22 protein-coding genes are annotated in these 21115 nt (G+C 68.9%); 8 read left to right on the forward strand and 14 right to left on the reverse strand.

The features are described from left to right. From ACWF7A_RS16465 to ACWF7A_RS16475, 3 genes are all read right to left on the reverse strand, one after another. Positions 1 to 1149, reverse strand: coding sequence for a polysaccharide deacetylase (locus tag ACWF7A_RS16465; protein WP_452251280.1), 1149 nt, complete (start codon positions 1147 to 1149; stop codon positions 1 to 3). A 70-nt stretch (positions 1150 to 1219) separates the two neighbouring features. Further along, positions 1220 to 1939 carry a class F sortase gene (locus ACWF7A_RS16470; protein ID WP_452251281.1) on the reverse strand — a complete coding sequence of 240 codons (720 nt, stop codon included), beginning with the start codon at positions 1937 to 1939 and terminating at the stop codon, positions 1220 to 1222. Further along, entirely contained in the window at positions 1924 to 3312 is a 1389-nt protein-coding gene (locus ACWF7A_RS16475) for an MSCRAMM family protein (protein ID WP_452251282.1), read from the reverse strand. Before ACWF7A_RS16475 ends, ACWF7A_RS16470 begins: the two co-directional genes overlap by 16 nt. Before the next feature lie 318 nt (positions 3313 to 3630). Here ACWF7A_RS16475 and ACWF7A_RS16480 point away from each other — a divergent pair, with 318 nt between their 5' ends. Both ACWF7A_RS16480 and ACWF7A_RS16485 read left to right on the forward strand, forming a co-directional pair. Next, complete coding sequence (locus ACWF7A_RS16480) at positions 3631 to 4437, forward strand: Bax inhibitor-1/YccA family protein (protein WP_452251283.1); 807 nt, start codon at positions 3631 to 3633, stop codon at positions 4435 to 4437. A 70-nt stretch (positions 4438 to 4507) separates the two neighbouring features. Then, the gene (locus tag ACWF7A_RS16485; protein ID WP_452251284.1) at positions 4508 to 4918 is read left to right on the forward strand and encodes a GNAT family N-acetyltransferase; all 411 of its coding nucleotides are present in this window, start codon (positions 4508 to 4510) and stop codon (positions 4916 to 4918) included. Here ACWF7A_RS16485 and ACWF7A_RS16490 read toward each other — a convergent pair. The 3 genes from ACWF7A_RS16490 to ACWF7A_RS16500 all read right to left on the reverse strand — a co-directional run bounded on the left by ACWF7A_RS16490 (position 4915) and on the right by ACWF7A_RS16500 (position 7472). Next, a complete protein-coding gene (locus ACWF7A_RS16490; RefSeq protein ID WP_452251285.1) occupies positions 4915 to 5124 on the reverse strand; it encodes a hypothetical protein in 210 nt (69 codons plus the stop codon). The genes ACWF7A_RS16485 and ACWF7A_RS16490 overlap by 4 nt on opposite strands. A 162-nt stretch (positions 5125 to 5286) precedes the next feature. Beyond that, the gene (locus ACWF7A_RS16495; RefSeq protein WP_452251286.1) at positions 5287 to 6507 is read right to left on the reverse strand and encodes an acetyl-CoA C-acetyltransferase; all 1221 of its coding nucleotides are present in this window, start codon (positions 6505 to 6507) and stop codon (positions 5287 to 5289) included. Positions 6508 to 6599: 92 nt separating this feature from the next. Next, positions 6600 to 7472 (reverse strand): SGNH/GDSL hydrolase family protein, encoded by an 873-nt coding sequence (locus tag ACWF7A_RS16500; RefSeq protein ID WP_452251287.1) that lies wholly within the window; start codon positions 7470 to 7472, stop codon positions 6600 to 6602. 118 nt (positions 7473 to 7590) lie between these two features. Here ACWF7A_RS16500 and ACWF7A_RS16505 point away from each other — a divergent pair, with 118 nt between their 5' ends. The 3 genes from ACWF7A_RS16505 (at position 7591) to ACWF7A_RS16515 (ending at position 11390) form a co-directional block, all read left to right on the forward strand. Beyond that, on the forward strand, positions 7591 to 8961 hold the full coding sequence (locus ACWF7A_RS16505) for a cystathionine beta-synthase (protein WP_452251288.1): 1371 nt from the start codon (positions 7591 to 7593) through the stop codon (positions 8959 to 8961). 90 nt (positions 8962 to 9051) lie between these two features. Continuing rightward, a complete protein-coding gene (locus tag ACWF7A_RS16510; protein WP_452251289.1) occupies positions 9052 to 10128 on the forward strand; it encodes an RDD family protein in 1077 nt (358 codons plus the stop codon). A 116-nt stretch (positions 10129 to 10244) separates the two neighbouring features. Further along, positions 10245 to 11390, forward strand: a complete 1146-nt coding sequence (locus ACWF7A_RS16515) for a cystathionine gamma-synthase (RefSeq protein WP_452251290.1) — start codon at positions 10245 to 10247, stop codon at positions 11388 to 11390. A 59-nt stretch (positions 11391 to 11449) separates the two neighbouring features. Here the strand turns inward: ACWF7A_RS16515 and ACWF7A_RS16520 are convergent, their stop codons facing one another. Both ACWF7A_RS16520 and hppD read right to left on the reverse strand, forming a co-directional pair. After that, complete coding sequence (locus ACWF7A_RS16520) at positions 11450 to 11692, reverse strand: hypothetical protein (protein ID WP_452251291.1); 243 nt, start codon at positions 11690 to 11692, stop codon at positions 11450 to 11452. Between the two features lie 99 nt (positions 11693 to 11791). Then, the gene (gene hppD / locus ACWF7A_RS16525; RefSeq protein WP_452251292.1) at positions 11792 to 12973 is read right to left on the reverse strand and encodes a 4-hydroxyphenylpyruvate dioxygenase; all 1182 of its coding nucleotides are present in this window, start codon (positions 12971 to 12973) and stop codon (positions 11792 to 11794) included. A 74-nt stretch (positions 12974 to 13047) separates the two neighbouring features. Between hppD and ACWF7A_RS16530 the strand changes: the two genes are divergently transcribed. Then, on the forward strand, positions 13048 to 13557 hold the full coding sequence (locus ACWF7A_RS16530) for an Lrp/AsnC family transcriptional regulator (protein ID WP_452251293.1): 510 nt from the start codon (positions 13048 to 13050) through the stop codon (positions 13555 to 13557). 31 nt (positions 13558 to 13588) lie between these two features. Here ACWF7A_RS16530 and greA read toward each other — a convergent pair whose 3' ends face one another. After that, positions 13589 to 14083 (reverse strand): transcription elongation factor GreA, encoded by a 495-nt coding sequence (gene greA / locus ACWF7A_RS16535; protein ID WP_045309976.1) that lies wholly within the window; start codon positions 14081 to 14083, stop codon positions 13589 to 13591. Positions 14084 to 14270: 187 nt separating this feature from the next. Beyond that, the gene (locus ACWF7A_RS16540; protein ID WP_452251294.1) at positions 14271 to 14693 is read right to left on the reverse strand and encodes a DUF4307 domain-containing protein; all 423 of its coding nucleotides are present in this window, start codon (positions 14691 to 14693) and stop codon (positions 14271 to 14273) included. A gap of 96 nt (positions 14694 to 14789) precedes the next feature. On the opposite strand from ACWF7A_RS16540, the gene mca reads away from it, so the two are divergent. Both mca and ACWF7A_RS16550 read left to right on the forward strand, forming a co-directional pair. After that, a complete protein-coding gene (gene mca / locus ACWF7A_RS16545) occupies positions 14790 to 15659 on the forward strand; it encodes a mycothiol conjugate amidase Mca (protein ID WP_452251295.1) in 870 nt (289 codons plus the stop codon). A 2-nt stretch (positions 15660 to 15661) separates the two neighbouring features. Next, on the forward strand, positions 15662 to 15940 hold the full coding sequence (locus tag ACWF7A_RS16550; protein WP_452251296.1) for a hypothetical protein: 279 nt from the start codon (positions 15662 to 15664) through the stop codon (positions 15938 to 15940). Here ACWF7A_RS16550 and ACWF7A_RS16555 read toward each other — a convergent pair. From ACWF7A_RS16555 to ACWF7A_RS16570, 4 genes are read right to left on the reverse strand one after another with little or no spacing between them, the layout of a single operon-like run. After that, positions 15937 to 16695: a nucleotidyltransferase domain-containing protein gene (locus ACWF7A_RS16555; protein WP_452251297.1), complete on the reverse strand. Its 759-nt coding sequence runs from the start codon at positions 16693 to 16695 to the stop codon at positions 15937 to 15939. The genes ACWF7A_RS16550 and ACWF7A_RS16555 overlap by 4 nt on opposite strands. Then, positions 16692 to 17306 carry a nucleotidyltransferase domain-containing protein gene (locus ACWF7A_RS16560; RefSeq protein ID WP_452251298.1) on the reverse strand — a complete coding sequence of 205 codons (615 nt, stop codon included), beginning with the start codon at positions 17304 to 17306 and terminating at the stop codon, positions 16692 to 16694. Before ACWF7A_RS16560 ends, ACWF7A_RS16555 begins: the two co-directional genes overlap by 4 nt. Further along, positions 17303 to 19771, reverse strand: a complete 2469-nt coding sequence (locus ACWF7A_RS16565; RefSeq protein ID WP_452251299.1) for a polynucleotide kinase-phosphatase — start codon at positions 19769 to 19771, stop codon at positions 17303 to 17305. The genes ACWF7A_RS16560 and ACWF7A_RS16565 overlap by 4 nt, the downstream gene beginning before the upstream one ends. Then, positions 19771 to 21108 (reverse strand): 3' terminal RNA ribose 2'-O-methyltransferase Hen1, encoded by a 1338-nt coding sequence (locus tag ACWF7A_RS16570; RefSeq protein WP_452251300.1) that lies wholly within the window; start codon positions 21106 to 21108, stop codon positions 19771 to 19773. The genes ACWF7A_RS16565 and ACWF7A_RS16570 overlap by 1 nt, the downstream gene beginning before the upstream one ends. Positions 21109 to 21115: the final 7 nt, after the last annotated feature.

The following is a 21115-nucleotide window of genomic DNA, read 5'->3' on the forward strand; positions in this document are numbered from 1 at the left end:
CTAGTTGCGAGCAGCGGGCATCCGGCGGAGCTGGTCGAGCACCGCCGGGTCCTGCAGCTGCATCCACTGGATCACCTCGGTGTAGGTGGCGCACACCGTCTCCGGCTCGTCGCACACGAACTCCATGAACTGCTCCATCGCCGTCGAGAACGCGTCGCCGTTCCACTCGTTGAAGTGGTTGCCGACGACGATCGGCGCGCGGTTGCCGTTCAACGCGGCCTGGTGCACCGATTTGTAGGTTTGGAGCACGATCTGCGCGAAGTCGGCGGCACGCCAGGGTTCTTCCTTGGCCTGGTTGAGCGAGTACCAGAGGTTGAAGTCCATCATGACGACCTGCTTGCCCAGTCCGGGAACGCGGACCTCGGGCATCGGGAACTCGTACAGTCCGTTCTGGACGGTCGGCCACTGCACGCCGAGCGCGACCTTGCTCGTGTCGTAGACGAGCCCGTTCGCGGCCATCGCGGGAAAAGCCTGGTCCCAGTTGCCTTCCAGGCACGGCGTCCGTCCACCCCGGACGGCGTCCGCGGGTAGGTTCAGCCCGGCGGCACGGGACCTGTCGACGATCTGCTTGAACTGGGCCAGCTCCGCGTTCCAGGCCGCGGTGTCCCACTTGTCGACCGAGGGCTGCGTGCCGTTCGAGCAGAAGTGGCCGTTGTAGTGCGTGCCGATCTCGTGGCCGGCGGCGATCACCTGGTTCAGGTAGTCGATGCGGGACATGACGTCCTGCCTGGTGCCGCCGAAGTCGATGTCGGACTTGCCGCGCTGGAGACCCGCGGGCGGCTGGTACTGGTCGCCGTCCTGGTCCGCCAGCATGTAGACGCCGGACAGCAGGCCCGTGACGTGCGCGTTCTTGGCCTTCGCGATCGGCAGGACCTTGTCCCAGTGCTTCTTCGACACCGCGCCGTCGAACGAGAAGAGCACGAACTGCGGCGGCTTCTCACCGGGCGCGAGCTTGTGCATCCACGGCTGCTTCGCCACCTGCTCGGGCGTCGGCGCGGGCACCGTCGGCGTCGGCCCCGCGTCCTTGGGGGCGGGCAGTCTCGGTGCCATCGGCAGGGGGCCCGAGTCCGCCTGGTTCGCCGGGTCCTTCTGAGAGCCCAGCGTCATCACCATCGCGAGAACCAGCCCCAGAGCCAGGCCCGTGGTCAACCATCCCCACCGCTTCACACCTTAGGAGACGACTGATTACCCGAACGGGTTGCGTGAGGTGCTGGATTGGTTACTGAACGGGTTCGGCGATGACCACTCGGTTCGCCTCGTACCCCTGCTGACCACCGATCCAGGTACCGCCGCAGGTGACGAGCACCAGCCGGTGCGGCCCGCGCGGCCCGAAGAACTCGACGGCGCGCGCCGGGAGCTCCTCCTTGCGGATCGTCTCGATCTGCTTGATGCGGAACCGGAACTCCTTGCCCGCGCTGTCGGCGATGACGACCTCACGGCCGTTCTGCGCCTGCCACAGCTCCGCGAACGGGCCCTTCGCGCCCTTCCAGTCGACGTGCCCGGCGAGCACCGTCGCGCCCTCGCCGGCCGCGAGCTCGGTGCCCCACCACGTCGCCTCGCCGATGCCGTCCGGCACCGGCAGCACGCCGTCCTTCACCTCCTTGCGCACCAGCGTCGCCGAACCCCCGGAGGGCAGGCGGACGGAGCCCGGACCGGCCTTGGGTGGCGCGGGCTGCTGCTGTTGCGGCGGCGGTGTCGTCGGGTCGACGGGCCTGGCGTTCGCCGTGTTCGCCCCGCCGACCAGCCCGGTGAGGTCGGGTCCGCGGCCGGTGCTCAGGCTGTCCGCCACCGGCCCCGGACCCACCACCGGGATCTCGTCCGCGACCGCGCGGCCGGCGACGACCTCGGTCTCGGACGTGGTGACCAGCACGCTGGCGGCGGCCACACCCGCCACCAGCGCACCGGTCAGGAAAGCCTTGGGACTCACTGCCTGCGCCACACCAGGAAGCCTGCCAGCGCCGCGCCGAGCAGCACCAGGCCACCCACCGTCAGCATCAGTCCCGGACGGAGCTGCGTGTCGAACGACGCGGTCGCCACCGGCGTCTGGCCGTCCGCGCCGGCCGGGATCGTGCTGGGCACGACCGGCTTGTTCGGCTTGTTCACCATCTCCAGCGCCAGCGTCTGACCCGCCGCGAGCGTGCCGCACGCCGACGGCGGCGCCTTCGGGTCGAAGAACTCCTCGTACCCCTTGGGAGCGGCCACCTCGACGAGGCAGATCTCCTGCGGGGTGCGCAGGTCCGGGATCTCGACCGTGCCGTCCGGGCCGGTCTGCAGCACCAGCGGCTTGCCGTCCGTGCCGACCAGGTCCGTGTCGTCCTGCTTCTTCGCGGCCTTCGTCTGGCCCTTGGCCGTGACGCGCAGCGCGACGCCCGGGATGGACTTCTTCGTCTCCGAGTCGATCTTCGTGATCTTCACGGCGCCCGGAGCGGTCTTGGCCGTGCCGTTCGCGGCGGCGTTCAGCTTCTTCTCGCCACCGGTCGTGACCATGCGCTGCATGTTCTCGGTCTGGATCGGGAAGTGCACGACCGGCTTGTCTGCGGGGGAGTCCGCGACGGCCGCGATCGACGGCTTCGGGCCGGTGGAGATGACCTTGACGGTGGCGGGGCTGCCGTCGGCACCCGTGGTGGCCGTGCCGCTGGTGGCGCCGTCCGCCAGCTTCGCGTCGGTCAGCGTGAAGTTGATCGGGGCGTTCGTGACGCCCTTGTCGTTCGCCTTCACCAGCGACAGGGTCCAGGTGGACTCGGTGTCGATGATCAGCGGTTCCTTCGGCGCGGTCGCGGTGAGCGTCCACGGCCCGCGGTTGGCCTCGGCGTCGGCCTTCAGGCGCGCGACGGCGTCCAGGACGGGCTGCGGCAGGCGCGCGGCGTAGAAGGGCGCGTCGTAGGCGAGGTACTTCGGGTCGGTCGTGTCGAGGCGCACCGCGCCGTCCGGCGCCGACGTCCAGCTGTGCAGCAGGTGCGCGAGGGCCGCGGCCTCCTCCGCCGACTTCGTCGTGGAGTAGCGCAGCAGCAGGTAGGAGATGTTCGCCGCGACGTCCGGGGCGAGGTCCTTGCCCGCCTTGGTGCGCAGGGCGTCGCCGGGCTGGTAGCCGACGTTGCTGTCCGGCGCGGGCAGTGCGTACTGCACGCACCACACCTGCTTGTCCTGCCAGATGTACGACCCGTGCCACTCACTACCGGGTGTGGCGTTGGGCTGGAGCCCTGACGCGTTGTGGCCGATTCCCTTGACGCCGACAGCTGTCGCCGTCGCGGGGACGGTCAGGAGCGCGAGCCCCGAGACCATCGCCACGGCAGCCAGACGTTTCCAGCCCATTTTAGATCTTGATCCCCTCTGACCTGGTTTGATCCCGCGTGGAGCTTCTCGTTCCCCCACACCGGGGACAAGCCGCCACGAGGGGGAAGTCTCTCGCTACTCTGGGTGTGAACGTGATCGGAATGTGACGGGGCTTACTCGCATGGGCTAAGACACGCCGCGACACGCCGTGATCTCACTACGCTCCGGAGTTAGCGCAGTATTTGCGCACGTGTGATCGTCGTCGGGGGTAAAGTCGCCTTTACCGATGGGGAACATGGCACCGAGCGTGCTCGTTGAACCCAGTGACGGCGTAAAGCAACGCCACAGGAGGACCAGGTGCGCTCGAGCAGCAACCCGGCTTTCCGTAACCTGCCGACCGGCGGCGGGTACGGGGGCTACGCAGGCTTCGGCCAGCCAGAACAGGCCGGCTACCAGCAGGGGCCGCCGCCGCTGACCAGCGAGCGGCCGATGACGATCGACGACGTCGTCACCAAGACGGGCATCACGCTGGCCGTCGTGGCCGTGACCGCCGTCATCACGTACCTCATGCAGGCATGGTTCCTGCTGTTCCCGGCCGCGATCATCGGCCTGGTGCTCGCGCTGATCATCACGTTCAAGCGCAACCCGAGCCCGCCGCTGGTCCTCGCGTACGCGTTCTTCGAGGGCATCTTCCTCGGCGCGTTCAGCGGCATCATCGGCGGAATGGTCGACCGCATGACCGGCACCCCCGGTCAGGGCGTGGTGATCATCGGCCAGGCGATCATCGGCACGATCGGCGTGTTCGCCGGCATGCTCGTGGTCTACAAGACGGGCGCGATCCGCGTCACGCCGAAGTTCACCAAGTGGATCGTCGGCGCGATCATCGGTGTCGGCGTCCTGATGCTCTTCAACCTGATCATGAGCTTCTTCACCGACGGCGGCCTCGGCCTCCGCTCCGGTGGGCCGATCGCGATCATCTTCAGCCTCGTCTGCATCGGCCTCGCGGCGTTCAGCTTCCTGATCGACTTCGACGCCGCGGACCAGGCGATCCGCGCCGGCGTGCCGGCCAAGTTCGCGTGGCAGATCGCGTTCGGTCTCACGGTCACCCTGGTGTGGCTGTACACCGAGATCCTGCGCCTGCTGTCGTACTTCAACTCGGACTGACGCTTCGGGTGTGCTGGAGGGGCGTTCCGCTGCGGCGGGGCGCCCCTCCGGCGTTCGTAGGCTGGACCGCGTGGACGACGCATACAGCTTGAAGATGGAATCGCCGACCGTCGACGACTACCAGCGCCTGCGCAAAGAATCAGGCCTGAGTGAGCGCACTCGCGAAGAAGCCGAAATCGGCATCGCCGGCGCATGGACCAGCGCGATCGTCATTCACGTGGAATCAGGTGAAATCGTCGGCATGGGACGAGTGGTCGGTGACGGCGGCACCTACTTCGTCATCATCGACATGGCGGTGCTGCCACAGCACCAACGCAAAGGCATCGGAGACGCGATCATGACCGCGTTGCTCGCGCGGATGCGCGAAGCCTCACCGGGCGCATTGGTGAGTCTGCTCGCCGATCCGCCCGGCCGTCGTCTGTACGCACGACACGGTTTCGTGGAAAGCGCGCCGGGCTCGATCGGGATGTGGAGGCGCTAGACGCGCCAGCTCACGTCCGGCAGTTCGCTGCCCACCTTGATCAGGCAGGGCGTGCAGAGCGCGCCCGCCTGGGCACGCGAAACCCGTTCGTCGGGAACCGAATGTTCACAAACGGCCTCGTAAAAGCTGCGGGACCCGTTGGCTTGATCGAGAGAGAAAGCGTGGCATTGCAGGTCATATTCGCTGTGCCACCACACGTAAGGCATGTCCGACCCCTCCTTGCTCATCGGTAGGGACGGACTTCCCCTCGCCTGATGACGCCATTGAGCGATGTTTGTCTCATCGGCGAAAAGGGGGCCTGCAAGTAGCTCCGTTCGGGTGAAGCGGAGCTACTTGCAAGCGTCAAATTGCAGATCTTGAGCGAAAGGTCAGCTCAGGCGCTCGATGACCATCGCCATGCCCTGGCCGCCGCCCACGCACATGGTCTCGAGACCGAACTGCTTGTCGTGGAACTGCAGCGAGTTGATCAGGGTCGTGGTGATGCGCGCGCCCGTCATGCCGAACGGGTGGCCCACGGCGATGGCGCCGCCGTTCACGTTCAGGCGGTCGAGGTCGATCCCGAGGTCCTGGTAGGACGGGATGACCTGCGCGGCGAACGCCTCGTTGATCTCCACGAGGTCGATGTCGGAGACCGACAGACCCGCGAGCGCCAGCGCGCGCTTCGAGGCCTCGACCGGGCCGAGCCCCATGATCTCGGGCGACAGGCCGGAGACGCCGGTCGACACGATGCGGGCCAGCGGCGTGATGCCGAGCTCGCGGGCCTTCGTGTCGGACATGACCACCAGGGCCGCGGCGCCGTCGTTGAGGGCGCAGCAGTTGCCGGCGTTGATGCGGCCGTCGGGACGGAAGACGGGCTTGAGCTGGGAGACCGCCTCGTAGGTGACGCCGGCGCGCGGACCGTCGTCCGCGGAGACCACGGTGCCGTCGGGCAGCGTGACCGGCGTGATCTCACGGGCCCAGAAGCCGTCGGCGATGGCCTTCTCGGCGAGGTTCTGCGAGCGGACGCCGAACTCGTCCATCTCCTGACGCGAGATCCCCTTGAGCAGGGCCAGGTTCTCGGCGGTCTGGCCCATCGGGATGTAGACGTCCGGCACGACGTCGACCGAACGCGGGTCGAGCCACTCCGAGGCGCCCGACGCGGCGACGGACGCGGTGCGCGCCTCGGCCTCGCCGAACAGCGGGTTGTGCGTGTCCGGCCACGAGTCGGAGCTGCCCTTGGCGAACCGCGACACCGTCTCGACACCGGCGGAGATGAAGACGTCGCCCTCGCCCGCCTTGATGGCGTGCAGGGCCATGCGCGTGGTCTGCAGCGAAGAGGCGCAGTAGCGCGTCACGGTCGTGCCGGGCAGGTTGTCGTAGCCCAGCAGCACGGAGACGATGCGCGCCATGTTGAAGCCCTGCTCGCCGCCGGGCAGGCCGCAGCCGAGCATCAGGTCGTCGATCTGCGCGGGGTCGAGCTGCGGCACCTTGTCCAGTGCCGCGCGGATCATCCGCGCCACCAGGTCGTCGGGCCGAACGTCCTTCAGCGAGCCCTTGCCCGCACGGCCGATGGGGGAGCGGGCGGCGGAGACGATCACGGCCTCAGGCATCACGAAACTCCTCGTTGAGAGTCAAGGTTGCCGTCGAGCCTAGTTAACGGCCGCTCACCCCGGCCAGCGCGAGTGACGAGGATTTCCGAAACTCAGGCGTGCCGCTTCTGCAGCCACGCCGGCACGCGAGACGGTCGCGCGGCCAGGGCAGCCGCGGACCGCAACGGCAGCACCGGCGCGACCCAGCCCGGCCACAGCCCCGCCACCTGGCACAACGGCGCCAGCAGCACGCCCGCCGCGGCCTCGTAGCCGACGGCGCTGGGGTGGAAGCGGTCCGAGCTGAACATGTCGACGTGCCGCGCCATGAACTCCGGCGCCAGCAGGTTCGCCAACGACACCGGCACGCCGCCCTCCCGGCGCACGGCGGCGGTCTGTGCGGCCGCGAGACGCAGGCTGTACTGGTGCCCGACCATCCGCAGCGGCTGCGGGATCGGCCGCACGATCCCCAGGTCGGGGCACGTGCCGACGACGACACCGCAGCCGATCGCGCGCAGCTTGCGCACCTGCTCGGCCAGCAACCGGCCCGACTCGGCCGGCCCCATCCGCGACGTCACGTCGTTCGCGCCGATGATGATCAACGCGACCTGGGGCTCGTCCCGCACGGCCGCGTCGACCTGCGGCACCAGGTCACGCGTGGTCGAGCCGCTGATGGCGTACGTCGACAGCCGCACCGGCCGTCCGGCCTCCTCGGCCAGCGCCTCGGCCAGCAACACGCCCGGCATCTGCGAGGGATGGGTCACACCGACCCCCACCGCCATCGAGTCGCCGAGCACCGCCAGCCGCAGCGGATCACCGCCGTCGTCGAGGTACACGCCGTCCGGCGCGGGCCAGAGGTGCTCCAGCACGCCGATGGCCACCCTGGCACGTCGTCCCTGCTCAGTGAGCAGGCCGACGAGAGCACCCGACAGCCCGCCGACGGTCATGGCGGTCATCGCCACCGCACGCAGCGTCCTGAGTCCCAGCATCCGCACCACCCCTCTCCCGTGGAATCGTGGGCGCCGCCGTTCGAATCAACCTCCGCAGCCACTAGAGCTACGCTTCGTCCCGCTATCTCGGAGAGTGGGAGCAGGGGAGTAGATACCGGTGGAGTACGTCGAACACGTCGTCGATCTGGTCGGCAACACGCCGCTGGTCAAGCTCAACTCCCTGACCACGGGGATCAAAGCCACGGTGCTGGCCAAGGTCGAGTACCTGAACCCCGGTGGCAGCGTGAAGGACCGCATCGCGTTGCGGATGGTCGAAGCCGCCGAGAAGTCCGGTGAGCTGCGGCCCGGCGGCACGATCGTCGAGCCGACCTCGGGCAACACCGGCGTCGGGCTCGCGCTCGTCGCCCAGCGCCGGGGCTACAAGTGCGTCTTCGTGTGCCCGGACAAGGTCAGCGAGGACAAGCGCAACGTCCTCAAGGCCTACGGCGCCGAGGTCGTGGTGTGCCCGACCGCCGTCGCGCCCGAGCACCCGGACTCCTACTACAACGTGTCCGACCGGCTCGTCCGCGAGATCCCCGGCGCGTGGAAGCCGAACCAGTACTCCAACCCGGAGAACCCGGCGAGCCACTACCACCAGACCGGCCCCGAGATCTGGCGCCAGACCGAAGGCAGGATCACGCACTTCGTCGCGGGCGTCGGCACCGGCGGCACGATCTCCGGCACCGGCCGCTACCTCAAGGACGTCTCGGACGGCGCCGTGAAGGTCATCGGCGCGGACCCGGAGGGCTCCGTCTACTCCGGCGGCACCGGCCGCCCGTACCTGGTCGAGGGCGTCGGCGAGGACTTCTGGCCCGAGGCCTACGACAAGACCGTCGCCGACCAGATCGTCGAGGTCTCCGACGCCGACTCGTTCGACATCACCCGCCGCCTCGCCCGCGAGGAAGGCCTGCTCGTCGGCGGTTCCTGCGGCATGGCGGCCGCCGCCGCGCTGCGCATCGCGAAGGACCTGCCCGAGGACGCCGTCGTCGTCGTGATCCTCCCGGACGGCGGCCGCGGCTACCTGTCCAAGGTCTTCAACGACCGCTGGATGGCGTCCTACGGCTTCCTGCCGCCCGACTCCACCGGCGCGACCGTCGGCGACGTGCTGCGCCGCAAGGGCGGCATGCTCCCCGACCTCGTGCACGCGCACCCCAACGAGACCGTGGGTGACGCCGTCGCGATCCTGCGCGAGTTCGGCGTCTCGCAGATGCCCGTCGTCAACGCCGAACCGCCGGTCATGGCGGCCGAGGTCGCCGGCGCCGTCAACGAGCGCGACCTGCTCGACGCGCTGTTCACCGGCAAGGCCCAGCTCTCCGACCGCCTCGACAAGCACATGTCGCCGCCGCTGCCGACGCTCGGCGCCGGCGAGCCGGTCGGCATCGCCATGAACGCCCTGTCGCACGCCGACGCGGCCCTCGTCCTGGAGGACGGGAAGCCTGCCGGTGTCGTAACTCGACAGGACATTCTGGGGTTCTTGGCTGGTCGCTGAGCGTAGAAGCCGGTGCGTCCGATAGCGTGACGCCCCAGATCAACACCTGTCTCACTCGTACACGGCCCAGCCAAGGGGGTTGGAAACCGGATGAACGCTCCGCAGCCGCCAGGAAATCCGTTCGGCGGTCAGCCGCAGGAGCCCAACGCGGACGCAACGCAGATCGTCCCGGGAGGTGGCCAGCCGTCAGCGGCGAACCCCAACCCGGACGCGACGCAGGTCGTCTCGCCTGGTCAGGCTCCTGCCGCACCGCAGCAGAACGCGGACGCCACCCAGGTCGTCAGCCCCGGGCAGGTGCCTCCCGCTTCGGGTGGCTTCCCGGCACAGGGCCCCGGCTCGGGCGGGTTCCCCGCTCAGCAGCCGCCGCCCTACGGCGCCCCGCAGCAGCCCTACGGTGCTCCGCAGCAGCAGCCTTACGGCGCTCCGCAGTCCAACCCGTACGGGCAGCCGCAGCAGCAACAGCCCTACGGCCAGCCGCAGCAGCCCTACGGCGCGCCGCAGTCGAGCCCGTACGGCCAGCCGCAGCAGCAGGCCTACGGTCAGCCCGGTGGATACGGCCAGCCCGCCTACGGCATGGCCCCGCCGCCTCCCACCGGCTACGCCGAGTGGGGCCAGCGGTTCATCGGCTACCTGATCGACGTCCTCGGCCCGGTGATCGTGGTCTACGGCATCGTGCTCGTGCTGGGCATCGTCGGCGCGTCGACCGGTGACCCCACGACGGCGGGCATCTTCGGCATCGTCGGCCTCGTCCTGTGGCTCGGCCTCGCCGGCTTCTTCATCTGGAACGTCATCATCCGCCAGGGTCAGACGGGCCAGACGATCGGCAAGAAGATCGCCAAGATCAAGCTGGTCTCCGAGGAGACCATGCAGCCGCTCGGCGCCGGTACGACGTTCGTGCGCCAGCTGTGCCACGTCGTCGACGGCATCCCGTGCTACGCGGGCTTCCTCGCCCCCCTGTGGGAGCCGAAGAAGCAGACCTGGGCCGACAAGATCATGAAGACCATCGTGATCAACGCCCCGGAGACGGCCTCGCCGTACGGCGGCGGCACCGGCGGTTACCCGCAGCAGCCGGGCACCGGTGGCTACCCGCAGCAGCAGCCCCCGCAGCAGGGTGGCTACGGCCAGCCCCCGCAGCAGGGCTACGGCGGTCAGCAGCAGGGCTGGTAAAGCCTTCGGCGCAGCCCCCGATCACCTCCTGGTGGCCGGGGGCTGTGTCATGTCCAGGGGTGTTCACCTCGTGGACTCACGCCGTCGACCGCCAGACGGGTGAGTACCCTTCGGACATGAGCACCCCATACGGCTTCGCCACCAGGGCGATCCACGCCGGTCAGGACCCGGACCCGACCACGGGTGCGGTGAACGTCCCCATCTACGCGACCTCCACGTACGCCCAGGACGGCGTCGGCGGTCTGCGTGAGGGCTTCGAGTACTCCCGCACCGGCAACCCGACCCGCCGCGCACTGGAGACGTGCCTCGCGTCCCTCGAACGCGGCCGTTACGGCCGTGCGTTCTCCTCCGGCATGGGTGCGACCGACGCCGCGCTGCGCACGTTCCTCAAGCCGGGCGACCACATCGTCATCCCGAACGACGCCTACGGCGGCACCTTCCGGCTGATCGACAAGGTCTTCTCGCAGTGGGGCGTCACCCACTCGCCCGCCCCCGTCTCCGACGTCGACGCCATCCGCGCGGCCATCCGTCCCGAGACGAAGCTCGTGTGGATCGAGACGCCCACCAACCCGTTGCTGAACATCGGTGACATCGCGGCCATCGCCTCGGTCGCGCACGGCGCCGGCGCTCGGCTGGTCGTGGACAACACCTTCGCGTCGCCCGCCCTGCAGACCCCGCTGGAGCTCGGCGCGGACGTCGTCCTGCACTCGACGACCAAGTACATCGGCGGCCACTCCGACGTCGTCGGCGGCGCACTGATCACCTCCGACGAGGAGCTGGACGCGGCGTTCGCGTTCCTGCAGAACGGCGCCGGTGCCGTTCCCGGCCCGTTCGACGCCTACCTGACGCTGCGCGGCATCAAGACGCTCGAGCTGCGCATGGCCAAGCACTCGGACAACGCCGAGCTCGTGGCCGACGCCCTGACCCGGCACCCGAAGGTCAAGAAGGTCATCTACCCCGGCCTGGAGTCGCACCCCGGCCACGCGGTGGCGGCCAAGCAGATGAGCCGGTTCGGCGGCATGGTGTCGTTCATCGTCGAGGGCGGCGAGGAGGCGGCGCTCGAGGTGTGCGCCCGCACCAAGCTGTTCCTGCTCGCGGAGTCGCTGGGCGGCGTCGAGTCGCTGATCGAGCACCCCGGCAAGATGACGCACGCGTCGACGTCCGGCTCGCTGCTGGAGGTGCCCGCGGACCTGGTGCGGGTGTCGGTGGGCATCGAGTCCGGTGACGACCTGGTGGCCGACCTGATCGAGGCCCTGGGCTGAGTTCGGTCCGAACACGCCGAAGGCCCCCTCCCGTGCTGGGAGGGGGCCTTCCGCGTTGATCAAGGCTTCTTCGAGCCGAACCTGTCCACGTTCTCGACCTCGGCCGTGGGCGCCGCCGGCAGGTCCGCGCCGTTCACGCAGCCGCCGACGAACTGGATCGTCTCGCCGGTGCGGACGAAGCGGCCGGCCTCGTCACAACCCGCGTGCGCCACGGTCAGGAAAGCGGCGCCGGTCAGCGCCGCAGCCGTGGTCACGGCCCCGACCAGCGGAATCACCGCGGCCACGCGTCGCGCGAATGCCATGCCACCTCCACCCGATGTGAGTCCCCCGTAAGGCAGCCTACCGGGGGAACGCCACGAGTGGCGTCACTCGGCACGTCGGCGGCGCATCCACGCTCACCACTAGAGGTTGCCGCGTCGCTCCTGTTCGCGCTCGATCGCCTCGAAGAGAGCCTTGAAGTTGCCCTTGCCGAAGCCCAGCGAGCCGTGGCGTTCGATCATCTCGTAGAAGACCGTGGGGCGGTCACCGATCGGCTTCGTGAAGATCTGCAGCAGGTAGCCGTCCTCGTCGCGGTCGACCAGGATGCGGTGCTCCTTGAGGACCTCGATCGGGACGCGGACCTCGCCGATGCGGGCACGCAGCTCCGGGTCGTCGTAGTACGAGTCCGGGGTCTCCAGGAACTCGACACCCGCGTCGCGCATGGCCGTGACGGTCGAGATGATGTCGTTGGTCGCCAGCGCGATGTGCTGGACGCCCGCGCCCTCGTAGAACTCGAGGTACTCGTCGATCTGCGACTTCTTCTTCGCGATCGCCGGCTCGTTCAGCGGGAACTTGACGCGGTGGTTGCCGTTGGAGACGACCTTCGACATGAGCGCCGAGTAGTCCGTGGCGATGTCGTCGCCGATGAACTCCGCCATGTTCACGAAGCCCATGACGCGGTTGTACCACTCGACCCAGTAGTCCATCTTGCCGAGCTCGACGTTGCCGACGCAGTGGTCGACGGCCTGGAACAGGCGCTTCGGAGCACCTTCCGGACGCTTCACCGACGAGGTGCGGGCGACGTAACCGGGCAGGTAGACGCCGTTGTACTTGGTGCGGTCCACGAGCGTGTGGCGGGTCTCGCCGTACGTCGCGATGGCCGCGAGACGCACCGTGCCGTGCTCGTCGGACACGTCGTGCGGCTCTTCGAGAACCGTGGCGCCCTGCTCGCGGGCGTGCTTGATGCACTGGTCGACGTCGCCGACCTCCAGTGCCAGGTCGACGACGCCGTCACCGTGGCGGCGGTGGTGGTCGAGGAGCTCGGAACCGGGCGTGACGCCGCCGTTGATCACGAAGCGGGCCGAGCCCGACTTCAGCACGAACGACTTGTGGCTGCGCTGGCCGGTCTCGGGGCCCGCGTAGGCCACGAGCTCCATGCCGAACGCCACCTGGTAGAGCCACGCGGTCTGCGTGGCGTTGCCCGCGACGAACACCACGGCGTCCATGGCGCGCACGGGGAAGGGGTCCTTGGTCGCGTCGTAGTCGACCAACCCCACGAGCTGCCGGAGCTGGTCGTAGCTCACGTCGTCAAGCTGCTGAGTCATGTCCATCAGCATGATTCGACCTAACAGGGTGAGCAACAGTCAGCGATTTCTCAGGGCATTTTGTACAGTGATCTATGCCTTCGGACCAGCAGAGTGAGCACTCTGACCAGCCCGTCGACGAACTCGACGCGAAGCTGCTCCTGCTCTTGACAGACGAGCCCCGTCTCGGCGTCCTCGAATGCTCCCGCCGGCTCGGCGTCGCACGGGGAACGGTGCAGGCCCGGCTGGATCGATTGACCGACAGGGGCGTGCTCACCGGTTTCCCGCCGGCGCTCGACCTCGGGGCGATGGGGTACGGGCTGACGGCGTTCGCGACGGTCGAGATCGCGCAGGGGCGCCGTGCCGAGGTGTGTGAGGGGCTGGCCGCGATCAGCGAGGTGTGCGAGGTGCACGCGACGACGGGCCAGGGGGACTTGTTCGTGCGGATGGTCGCGAGGTCCAACGCGGACCTGCAGCGCGTTGTCGATCACATCGTCGACGTGCCCCACGTCCGGCGGCTGTCGACGTCGATCGCCCTGTCGACGCCCGTGCCCCCACGCGTGCGGCCCTTGCTGGAACGCGTGAAAGGCCGGCCACCGAAGTGACCGGCCTTTCGCACGTTTTTGGGTGGTGTGACTACGCCTGGTACGGAACGGCGGAGATCAGCGTGACCTTCTGCTGCTTGCCGTTGGGCAGCTCGTACGAGACCGTCTCGCCGTCCTTCGCGCCGTTCAGGGCCTTGCCGAGCGGCGACAGCGGGGAGTAGACCTCCATCTCGCCGTGCGCGCCCTCTTCACGGGTCGCGAGCAGGAAGGTCTCCGTCTCGTCGTCCCCGTCGTAGCGGATCGTGAGCACCGTGCCCGGTGCCGCGACACCCTTCGTGGTGGGAGCCTCGCCGACCTTCGCGGCCTGGAGCAGCTCGTGCAGCTGGCGGATGCGCGCCTCCTGCTTGCCCTGCTCCTCGCGAGCCGCGTGGTAGCCGCCGTTCTCGCGGAGGTCGCCCTCTTCGCGACGGGCGTTGATCTCGGCAGCCATGACCGGGCGGTACGCGATCAGTTCGTCCAGCTCAGCCTTGAGCCGGTCGTAGGCCTCCTGGGTCAGCCAGGTCACCTGGGTGTCGCTCACGGTCACCAACTCCTCGTCTTGCTCTGGTACATGCGTGTGCACCAGATAGTTCCCGGGCCTGGGGCTCGGAACGGAAAAACACGGCCCGCGCCGGGGCCGTGCTTGAGCGGCAATAGTAACACGCAGACAACGTTCAGCGACGGCGATTTGTTCCCCATCTCGCCGTTTAAACCGCAGATCACCCGCTTGGCCGCTAGCTCGTGGACAAGTAGGCGGGAACCTGGTAGGAGCACCCGAACACCTCGCCGGTGACCGGCGGTTTCGAAGTGCGGAGAACTGTTGTCTCGACGACGACGTCATTTCCCGGCGGAACCAGAACCTCGCGCCTGCCCGCTTCGTCCCCGTCCTTGGACCGGGCCCGAATGATGCAGACAGCGGCACGCTCTGGTTGATCGCGAGAAACCTCGAAACTGACCTTCACCTGGTCGTCGCCGAGGAGGATGAACGCGGTCTGCTTCGCCTCGATCGGCTTTGTACCGAGATTTCGGTAACCGACGAAGGCGATGACGGCACCTACCGCGACAGCTACAGCGAGTAATGCCCAGCGCGCCCACGTGGCCAGCGGCTTGCGGCTCTGTTTGCTGTAGCGCCCCTCGGGGAGCACGCGCTGTGCCACTTGTCCGCGCCCTCCTCCGGCTCTGGGGAACAATGGTGCCCGACGTTCAGTTGATGAGTGTCGCAGGACCGTTCACACAGGAGGACCACGGGGGTCATGGCCGACAAGCTGCGCCTTATGGCAGTTCACGCACATCCCGACGACGAGTCGAGCAAGGGCGCGGCCTCGATGGCTCGCTACATCGCCGAAGGGCACGACGTGATGGTCGTGACCTGTACCGACGGCGGCGCGGGCAGCATCCTCAACCCGGCGATGGACAAGCCGGACGTGCTCGAGAACATCATCGAGGTCCGCCGCGAGGAGATGGCCAACGCGGCCAAGATCCTCGGCATCCAGCACCGCTGGCTGGGCTTCAAGGACTCGGGTCTGCCCGAGGGCGACCCGCTGCCGCCACTGCCCGAGGGCTGCTTCGCCCTCGTGCCGCTGGAGGAGTCGGTGCCGTCCCTGGTCGAGGCCATCCGAGACTTCCGCCCGCACGTCGTCGTCACCTACGACGAGAACGGCGGCTACCCGCACCCGGACCACATCCGCACGCACGAGATCTCGATGGCGGCCCTCGACGCGGCCGCCGACGCCTCGTTCATGCCGGAGCTGGGCGAGGCCTGGGAAACGCAGAAGGTCTACTACGGCCACGGCTTCTCGCGGGCCAAGATCCTCGCGTTCCACGAGGCCATGGAAGCCCGCGGCATGGAGTCCCCGTACGCCGAGTGGCTGGCGAACTGGAACTCCGACCGCCCGGACGTCATGGACCGCGTGACGACCCAGGTCGAGTGCGCGGACTACTTCGACGTCCGAGACGAGGCTCTCAAGGCCCACGCCACCCAGATCGACCCGACCAGCCGCTGGTTCGGCATCCCGATGGAACTGCAGCGCGAGATCTGGCCGACGGAGGAGTACGAACTCGTCCGCTCGCAGGTGGACTCGACGCTGCCCGAGAACGACCTGTTCGCCGGAGTTAAGGTCTAGGGGTGCTCTCCCCAGACTTCTCCCTCGGCAGCACGGTGGCCCTGGTCGCCGTGCAGCCGTCGAACACGAACGACGGCAACGACAAGGGTGGCCAGGGCGAGGACTTCGGCAAGTCCTCGCCGGTCGGCCTCGTTCTGCTGATCGTGTTCTTCATCGCTGTGTTCTTCCTCGTCAAGTCGATGAACAAGCACATCAAGGGCTTGCCGGCTTCGTTCGACGAGCCGGCCGAGGCTTCCAAGGAAGCCCCGGCCGAGCCTTCGGACACGTCGAAGAAGGACTAGCGGCTCCGGAGCTCCACCACGAAGTCGTGGACCTCCTCGAAGGCCGGCGGCTCCAGCGGCAGGTCGCTGGTCTCCCGCGCCCGCCGCAGCTCCTCGTGCCAGTGCTCGAGGTCCGCCTCCAGCCGTTCGGGCGTGGGCCTGTCCGGCACCCCGGCCAGCGCGCGGTGCTCGCCGAGGATCTTGGCCTCGATGAGTTCCGGCAGGTAGTCGGGGCCGTCGAGCTTCTCCAGCAACGTCGGCAGGTGCGCGTTCACCTCGCCCGTGCGCAGCAGGTGCACGCCGGTCAGCAGCGCGCGGAACGTGTAGAGCAGCGGCTTGATCTCGGCGGTCTTCTCGAACAGTCGCCACTGCGTGACGGCGAAGCCCCGGTAGTGGTGCCCGTGCCGTGAGGTCAGACACCCCGCGGCGAGGGCGGACAGCTTCCGGTGCGCCTCTGTCGTGTGCACGACGAGCGGCGAGAGCAACTGCTCCAGCACGTACCCGTTGGGCCGGGTCAGGAGCCGGCAGAACTTCTGCACGTCGTGCGTCACCAGGTCGATCTCGACCCCGTCGCGCACCCACATGCGCTCCTTGGTCTCCGGGCCGTGCCGCAGACCGAGGATCTCGGCCAGCGGCAGCACGTGCACGCCGCGGAGGTCCACGTCGGAGTCGCGCGACGGGAAGCCGTACAGGTGTGCGCCGGACACGGTCGCGAACAGCAGGTCGTGCGACTGCTCTGCGACCACCGCGCTCAGGTCGGGTACCTCGTAGCTCACAACATCCTCCTGCGCACCGACACCAACCAGTCCTCGACCCTCGCCCGGTCGGGCTCCTCGGGCAGCGGTCCGTCCGCCACCGAGATCTCGTCACCGAGCCGGTGGGCCCACGCCACCGCCTCGTCCCAGTCCATCGAGCCGTCGCGGATCTTCAAGAGTGAGCGGTCCGCGCGGATGTCGTAGACGCCCGTGCGGATCAGATTCAGACCCACCAACCTCAATCGCACCACGTGCATGAGCTGTTTGGGCTTGAGATTGCGGCCCGCGCGCGACAGCTGCATCTCCGTTGCCCGGGTGAACGCGCGCACGGCGTACTGCGAGAGGAACGCGGGCAGCAGGTCCCGCAGTTCCTCTCCCAGCGGTGTGCTGATCTCCACCAGCGGGCTCACCAGAGTCTCGAGCACCGTCGGGTTCGACTTCAGGCCCAGCTTGCAGAAGTGCTCGACCTCCCAGCTGAGCTGCTCCGGGTCCGGTCCCTCGACCGAGGTCGGGGGTTTCTCCAGGCGCCAGAACGCCTCCGTGGGCGCGACGAACACCCCGCGTCTGTCTACATCGGACTCATCGCTCGCCAGGCCGTAGGCGTGCGAGCCGATCACGGCTTCGAGGATCACAGTCGTGGGTCCACCGGTTCCGACTCGAGCGCGAGCACGCCGAAGACGCACTCGTGCACCCGCCACAGGGGTTCGCCGCGCACGAGACGTTCCAGGGCCTCGATGCCCAGGGCGTGCTCGCGCAGCGCCAGTCCGCGCTTGCGTCCCAGCGAACGCTTGCGCAGCCGCGAGAGGTTCTCGGGCGAGGTGTAGTCCGGGCCGTAGATGATCCGCAGGTACTCGCGTCCGCGCACCTTCACGCCGGGCTGGCAGCGTCCGCCGGTGTTCGCCAGCGGCTTCACGACCATGCCCTCACCGCCGTCCGCGGTCAGCTCCTCCCACCACTTCACGCCCGCGGCGACCTGCGCGGGGTCGTCGACGTCGACCACGAGGTGCCGGGTCTGCTGGAACAGCGGGCCCTCCAGCCGCCCCAACGTCTCCAGGTGCCACAGGTGCGAACGGTCGTGGAACGTCCGCCCCTCGGCCGCCAGCAGCTGGAACGGCGCGATCCGCACGCCCTCCAGTCCGTCCACCGGCCAGCAGTACCGCTCGTAGGCGGCGCTGTACGCCTCGGCGTTCGCGGCTCGCTGGGTGGTGCGTGCCAGCAACGAGCCGACGTCGACACCCCGTGCCGCAGCCGCGGACAAGGCCTCGACCGCGACCGGCAGCGCACCACCGGCCGCCGCGCCGACCGCCGCGTACTGCTCGCGGATCAGCCCGGAGGCCTTGGCGTTCCACGGCATCAGCTCGGCGTCGAGGAGCAGCCAGTCCGTGGCGAACTCCTCGAACAGCCCGGCACACGCCGAACGCACGCGATCGAGCAGTTCCGAGCCGAGCGCGCCGTCGAAGAACGCACGGCCGGTGCGCGTGTAGATCGCGCCGCCGGCCTTCCGCACCAGCAGCACCGCGCGGGAGCCCATGTGCTTCTCCTCGCAGATCACCTGCCCGACGCGCGCGGCGCGGTACTCCGCGAAGGCCTCCTCCGGGTGCTCCAGCACGTCGTCGCGCTGCGAGGTCGCCACAGGCGCCATCGTCGGCGGCAGGTACAGCAGCTCGTGCGGGTCGATCGCGAACCGGCTCATGACCTCCAGCGCCGAAGCGGACTGCTCCGCGCGGATCGTCACGGCACCGATCAACGACGTGTCGACCCGGCGCGTCCCCGTGACGTCGCTCAACGCCAGCACGTCCGGCGCGCGTCCGACGGCCTTCGGCGGGAACGGCGCGTCGTTCTCGTACCAGGTCTGATGCGCCTTGACGGAGACGAGCTCCTTCTCCGGGTAGCGCAACGCGGTCAGCTTGCCGCCGAACACCACGCCCGTCTCCAGGCACATGGTGTTGTTGATCCACTCGGCCTCGGGCGTCAGGACGTGCCCGTACAGCACCATCGCCGAGCCGCGGTAGTCGTTCGCCCACGGCAGGCGCACGGGCAGTCCGTGCGCATCGGTCTCGCCGGTCGTGTCGCCGTACAGGGCGAAACTGCGGACCTTCGCGGACGCACGGCCGTGGTAGCGCTCGGGCAGGCCGGCGTGCGCCACGACGAGGTTTCCGCCGTCCAGCACGTAATGCGCGACCAGGCCGTCGCAGAACTTCGTCGCGGCGAGGCGGAACTCCTCCGGCTCGTGCGCGAACTGCTCCAGCGACTTCTCCAGCCCGTGCCGGACCGTCACCTTGTGGCCGCGCATGGCCCGGACGAGCTTCTCCTCGTGGTTTCCGCGCACGCTCAGGGCATGGCCGTTCGCGACCATGCCCATCACGAGGCGCAGCACGCCGGGAGTGTCCGGGCCGCGGTCGACCAGGTCGCCGACGAACACGGCCTTGCGGTCACCCGGCGGGACCGCGTCCACCGCGCGGCCCTCGTCGTCCCGCACCAGGCCGTAGCCGAGCTCGGTGAGCAGCTCCTCCAGCTCCGCGCGGCACCCGTGCACGTCGCCGAACACGTCGAACGGTCCGGTCTCGTGCCTGAGGTCGTTGAGCAGGCGCTCGTACACGATCGTCGAGCTGTCCACATCGGACGCCGAACGCAGCACGTGGACGCGCTTGAAGCCCTCCTTGCCGAGGAACTTCAGCGAGCGCCGCAACGCCGCCCGGTGCCGCTTGACGACGTGCGCGCCGAAGTCGCGGTCAGGTCGCTGCGCGTTGCGCGCCAGGCACACCTCGGTGGGGGTGTCGAGCACGATCGCGACCGGCAGCACGTTCGCCTTGCGCGCGAGCGCGACCAGCTGGGCGCGGTCCTGCGGCTGCACGTTGGTCGCGTCGATCACGGTGACGCGACCGGCCTCCAGCCGCTTGGACGCCACGTGGTGCAGCACGTCGAACGCGGCCGCGGACGCCGACTGGTCGTTCTCGTCGTCGGACACGAGCCCGCGGAAGTAGTCGCTCGACAGCACCTGCGTGGGCAGGAAGTGCTTGCGCGCGAACGTCGACTTGCCCGAACCGGAGGCGCCGACCAGCACCACCAGGCACAGGTCGGGGATCTTCAGCTCCATCAGTTCTCTTCCCCCAAGCTGAAAACGGCCATCTGGGTCGGCGCGCCGCGTTCGGCGTCCTCCGGTCCGATCGGCACGAATCGCACGGCGTAACCGCGGCGGCTCGCGACGCCGCCCGCCCACGCCTCGAACTCGGCGCGGGTCCATTCGAAACGGTGGTCCGAATGGCGCATCTGGCCCTCCGGCAACGTCTCGAACAGCACGTTGTACTCGACGTTCGGCGTGGTGACCAGCACGGTCGCCGGCCGGGCCACGGTGAAGACCGAGTGCTCGAGCGCGGGCAGGCGCGACGGGTCGACGTGCTCGACGACCTCCATCAGCACCGCCGCGTCGTAGCCGGCGAGCTCGGGGTCCGCGTACGTCAAAGCCGACTGCCGCAACGTGATCCGCTCGCGCTGACGCTCGCCCATGCGGTCGAGGTGCAGCTTGCGGGCCGCCTCCTGCAACGCCTTCGCGGACACGTCGACACCGTGGATCTCGGTGAACTCGGGCTCGTTCACGAGCGCGCGCAACAACGCCCCGCCACCGCAGCCGAGGTCGAGCACGCGCTTGGCCCGGGCCTCCTTCAACGCCGCGATCACGGCCTCCTTGCGCTGCACGGCAAGGGAGATCTTCGGCTCGGCCAGCGCGTTGTCGAGCTCTTCGGGCTCGACCTCGGCGACGTCCGCGAGGCGTTCCAGGGCGGAGGTGATCAACGGACGCTTGCGCGCCAGGTAGCGGGTGGTGATCAGCTCCTTGTCCGGGTGCTGCGAAAGCCAGCCGTCACCGGCCTTGAGCAGCTTGTCGACCTCGTCAGCCGCGACCCAGTAGTGCTTGCCGCCGTCGAGCACGGGCAGCAGCACGTAGAGGTGCTTCAGGGCGTCGCTGAGCCGCACGGTGCCGCTCAGCGTGACGTCGCCGAAGCGCGAGTCGCCGTGCTCGGTGACCGTCACCTCCCAGCCCAGGGGCGTGAAGAGACGCTCCGCGAGCCGGTGGGGCAGCGCGGGGACGCGGACGACCAGCGGGATCGGCGTCGCGGCCAGCTCGGGGTAGCTGTCGCTGCGGCCGTTCATGGCCGTGCGGAACACGCTGCCGAGCGCGACGGTGAGCAACGACCCGGCCGCGTACGGCCTGTCGTTGACGTATTGGGTGAGCGTGCTGCCGGGACCTCGAACGAGCGCGATGGGGTCGACCTCCAGGAGGAGGGCGACCGTGCATTCCTCGTTCGTCGCCTTCGGGTAGAAGACGTGCGCGGTGCCCGAGCTCGTCGTGAAGGACTGAGCCCGGTCGGGATGCTTGTGCAGCAGGTGGCCGAGATCGGTCGCCGGCTGGTGCGTCGTGGTCATGGTGAGCAACACGAGGTCG

The sequence above is a fragment of the Lentzea sp. NPDC055074 genome (assembly GCF_053608005.1).

Excerpts from the sequence above, each read along its gene's own strand:
- ACWF7A_RS16515 (WP_452251290.1), top strand. The coding sequence starts at position 10,245 with ATGAGCACCCCATACGGCTTCGCCACCAGGGCGATCCACGCCGGTCAG.
- ACWF7A_RS16565 (WP_452251299.1), bottom strand. The coding sequence starts at position 19,771 with ATGGAGCTGAAGATCCCCGACCTGTGCCTGGTGGTGCTGGTCGGCGCC.
- ACWF7A_RS16520 (WP_452251291.1), bottom strand. The coding sequence starts at position 11,692 with ATGGCATTCGCGCGACGCGTGGCCGCGGTGATTCCGCTGGTCGGGGCC.
- ACWF7A_RS16510 (WP_452251289.1), top strand. The coding sequence starts at position 9,052 with ATGAACGCTCCGCAGCCGCCAGGAAATCCGTTCGGCGGTCAGCCGCAG.
- mca (WP_452251295.1), top strand. The coding sequence starts at position 14,790 with ATGGCCGACAAGCTGCGCCTTATGGCAGTTCACGCACATCCCGACGAC.
- ACWF7A_RS16500 (WP_452251287.1), bottom strand. The coding sequence starts at position 7,472 with ATGCTGGGACTCAGGACGCTGCGTGCGGTGGCGATGACCGCCATGACC.
- ACWF7A_RS16490 (WP_452251285.1), bottom strand. The coding sequence starts at position 5,124 with ATGCCTTACGTGTGGTGGCACAGCGAATATGACCTGCAATGCCACGCT.
- ACWF7A_RS16495 (WP_452251286.1), bottom strand. The coding sequence starts at position 6,507 with ATGCCTGAGGCCGTGATCGTCTCCGCCGCCCGCTCCCCCATCGGCCGT.
- hppD (WP_452251292.1), bottom strand. The coding sequence starts at position 12,973 with ATGACTCAGCAGCTTGACGACGTGAGCTACGACCAGCTCCGGCAGCTC.
- ACWF7A_RS16475 (WP_452251282.1), bottom strand. The coding sequence starts at position 3,312 with ATGGGCTGGAAACGTCTGGCTGCCGTGGCGATGGTCTCGGGGCTCGCG.
- ACWF7A_RS16530 (WP_452251293.1), top strand. The coding sequence starts at position 13,048 with ATGCCTTCGGACCAGCAGAGTGAGCACTCTGACCAGCCCGTCGACGAA.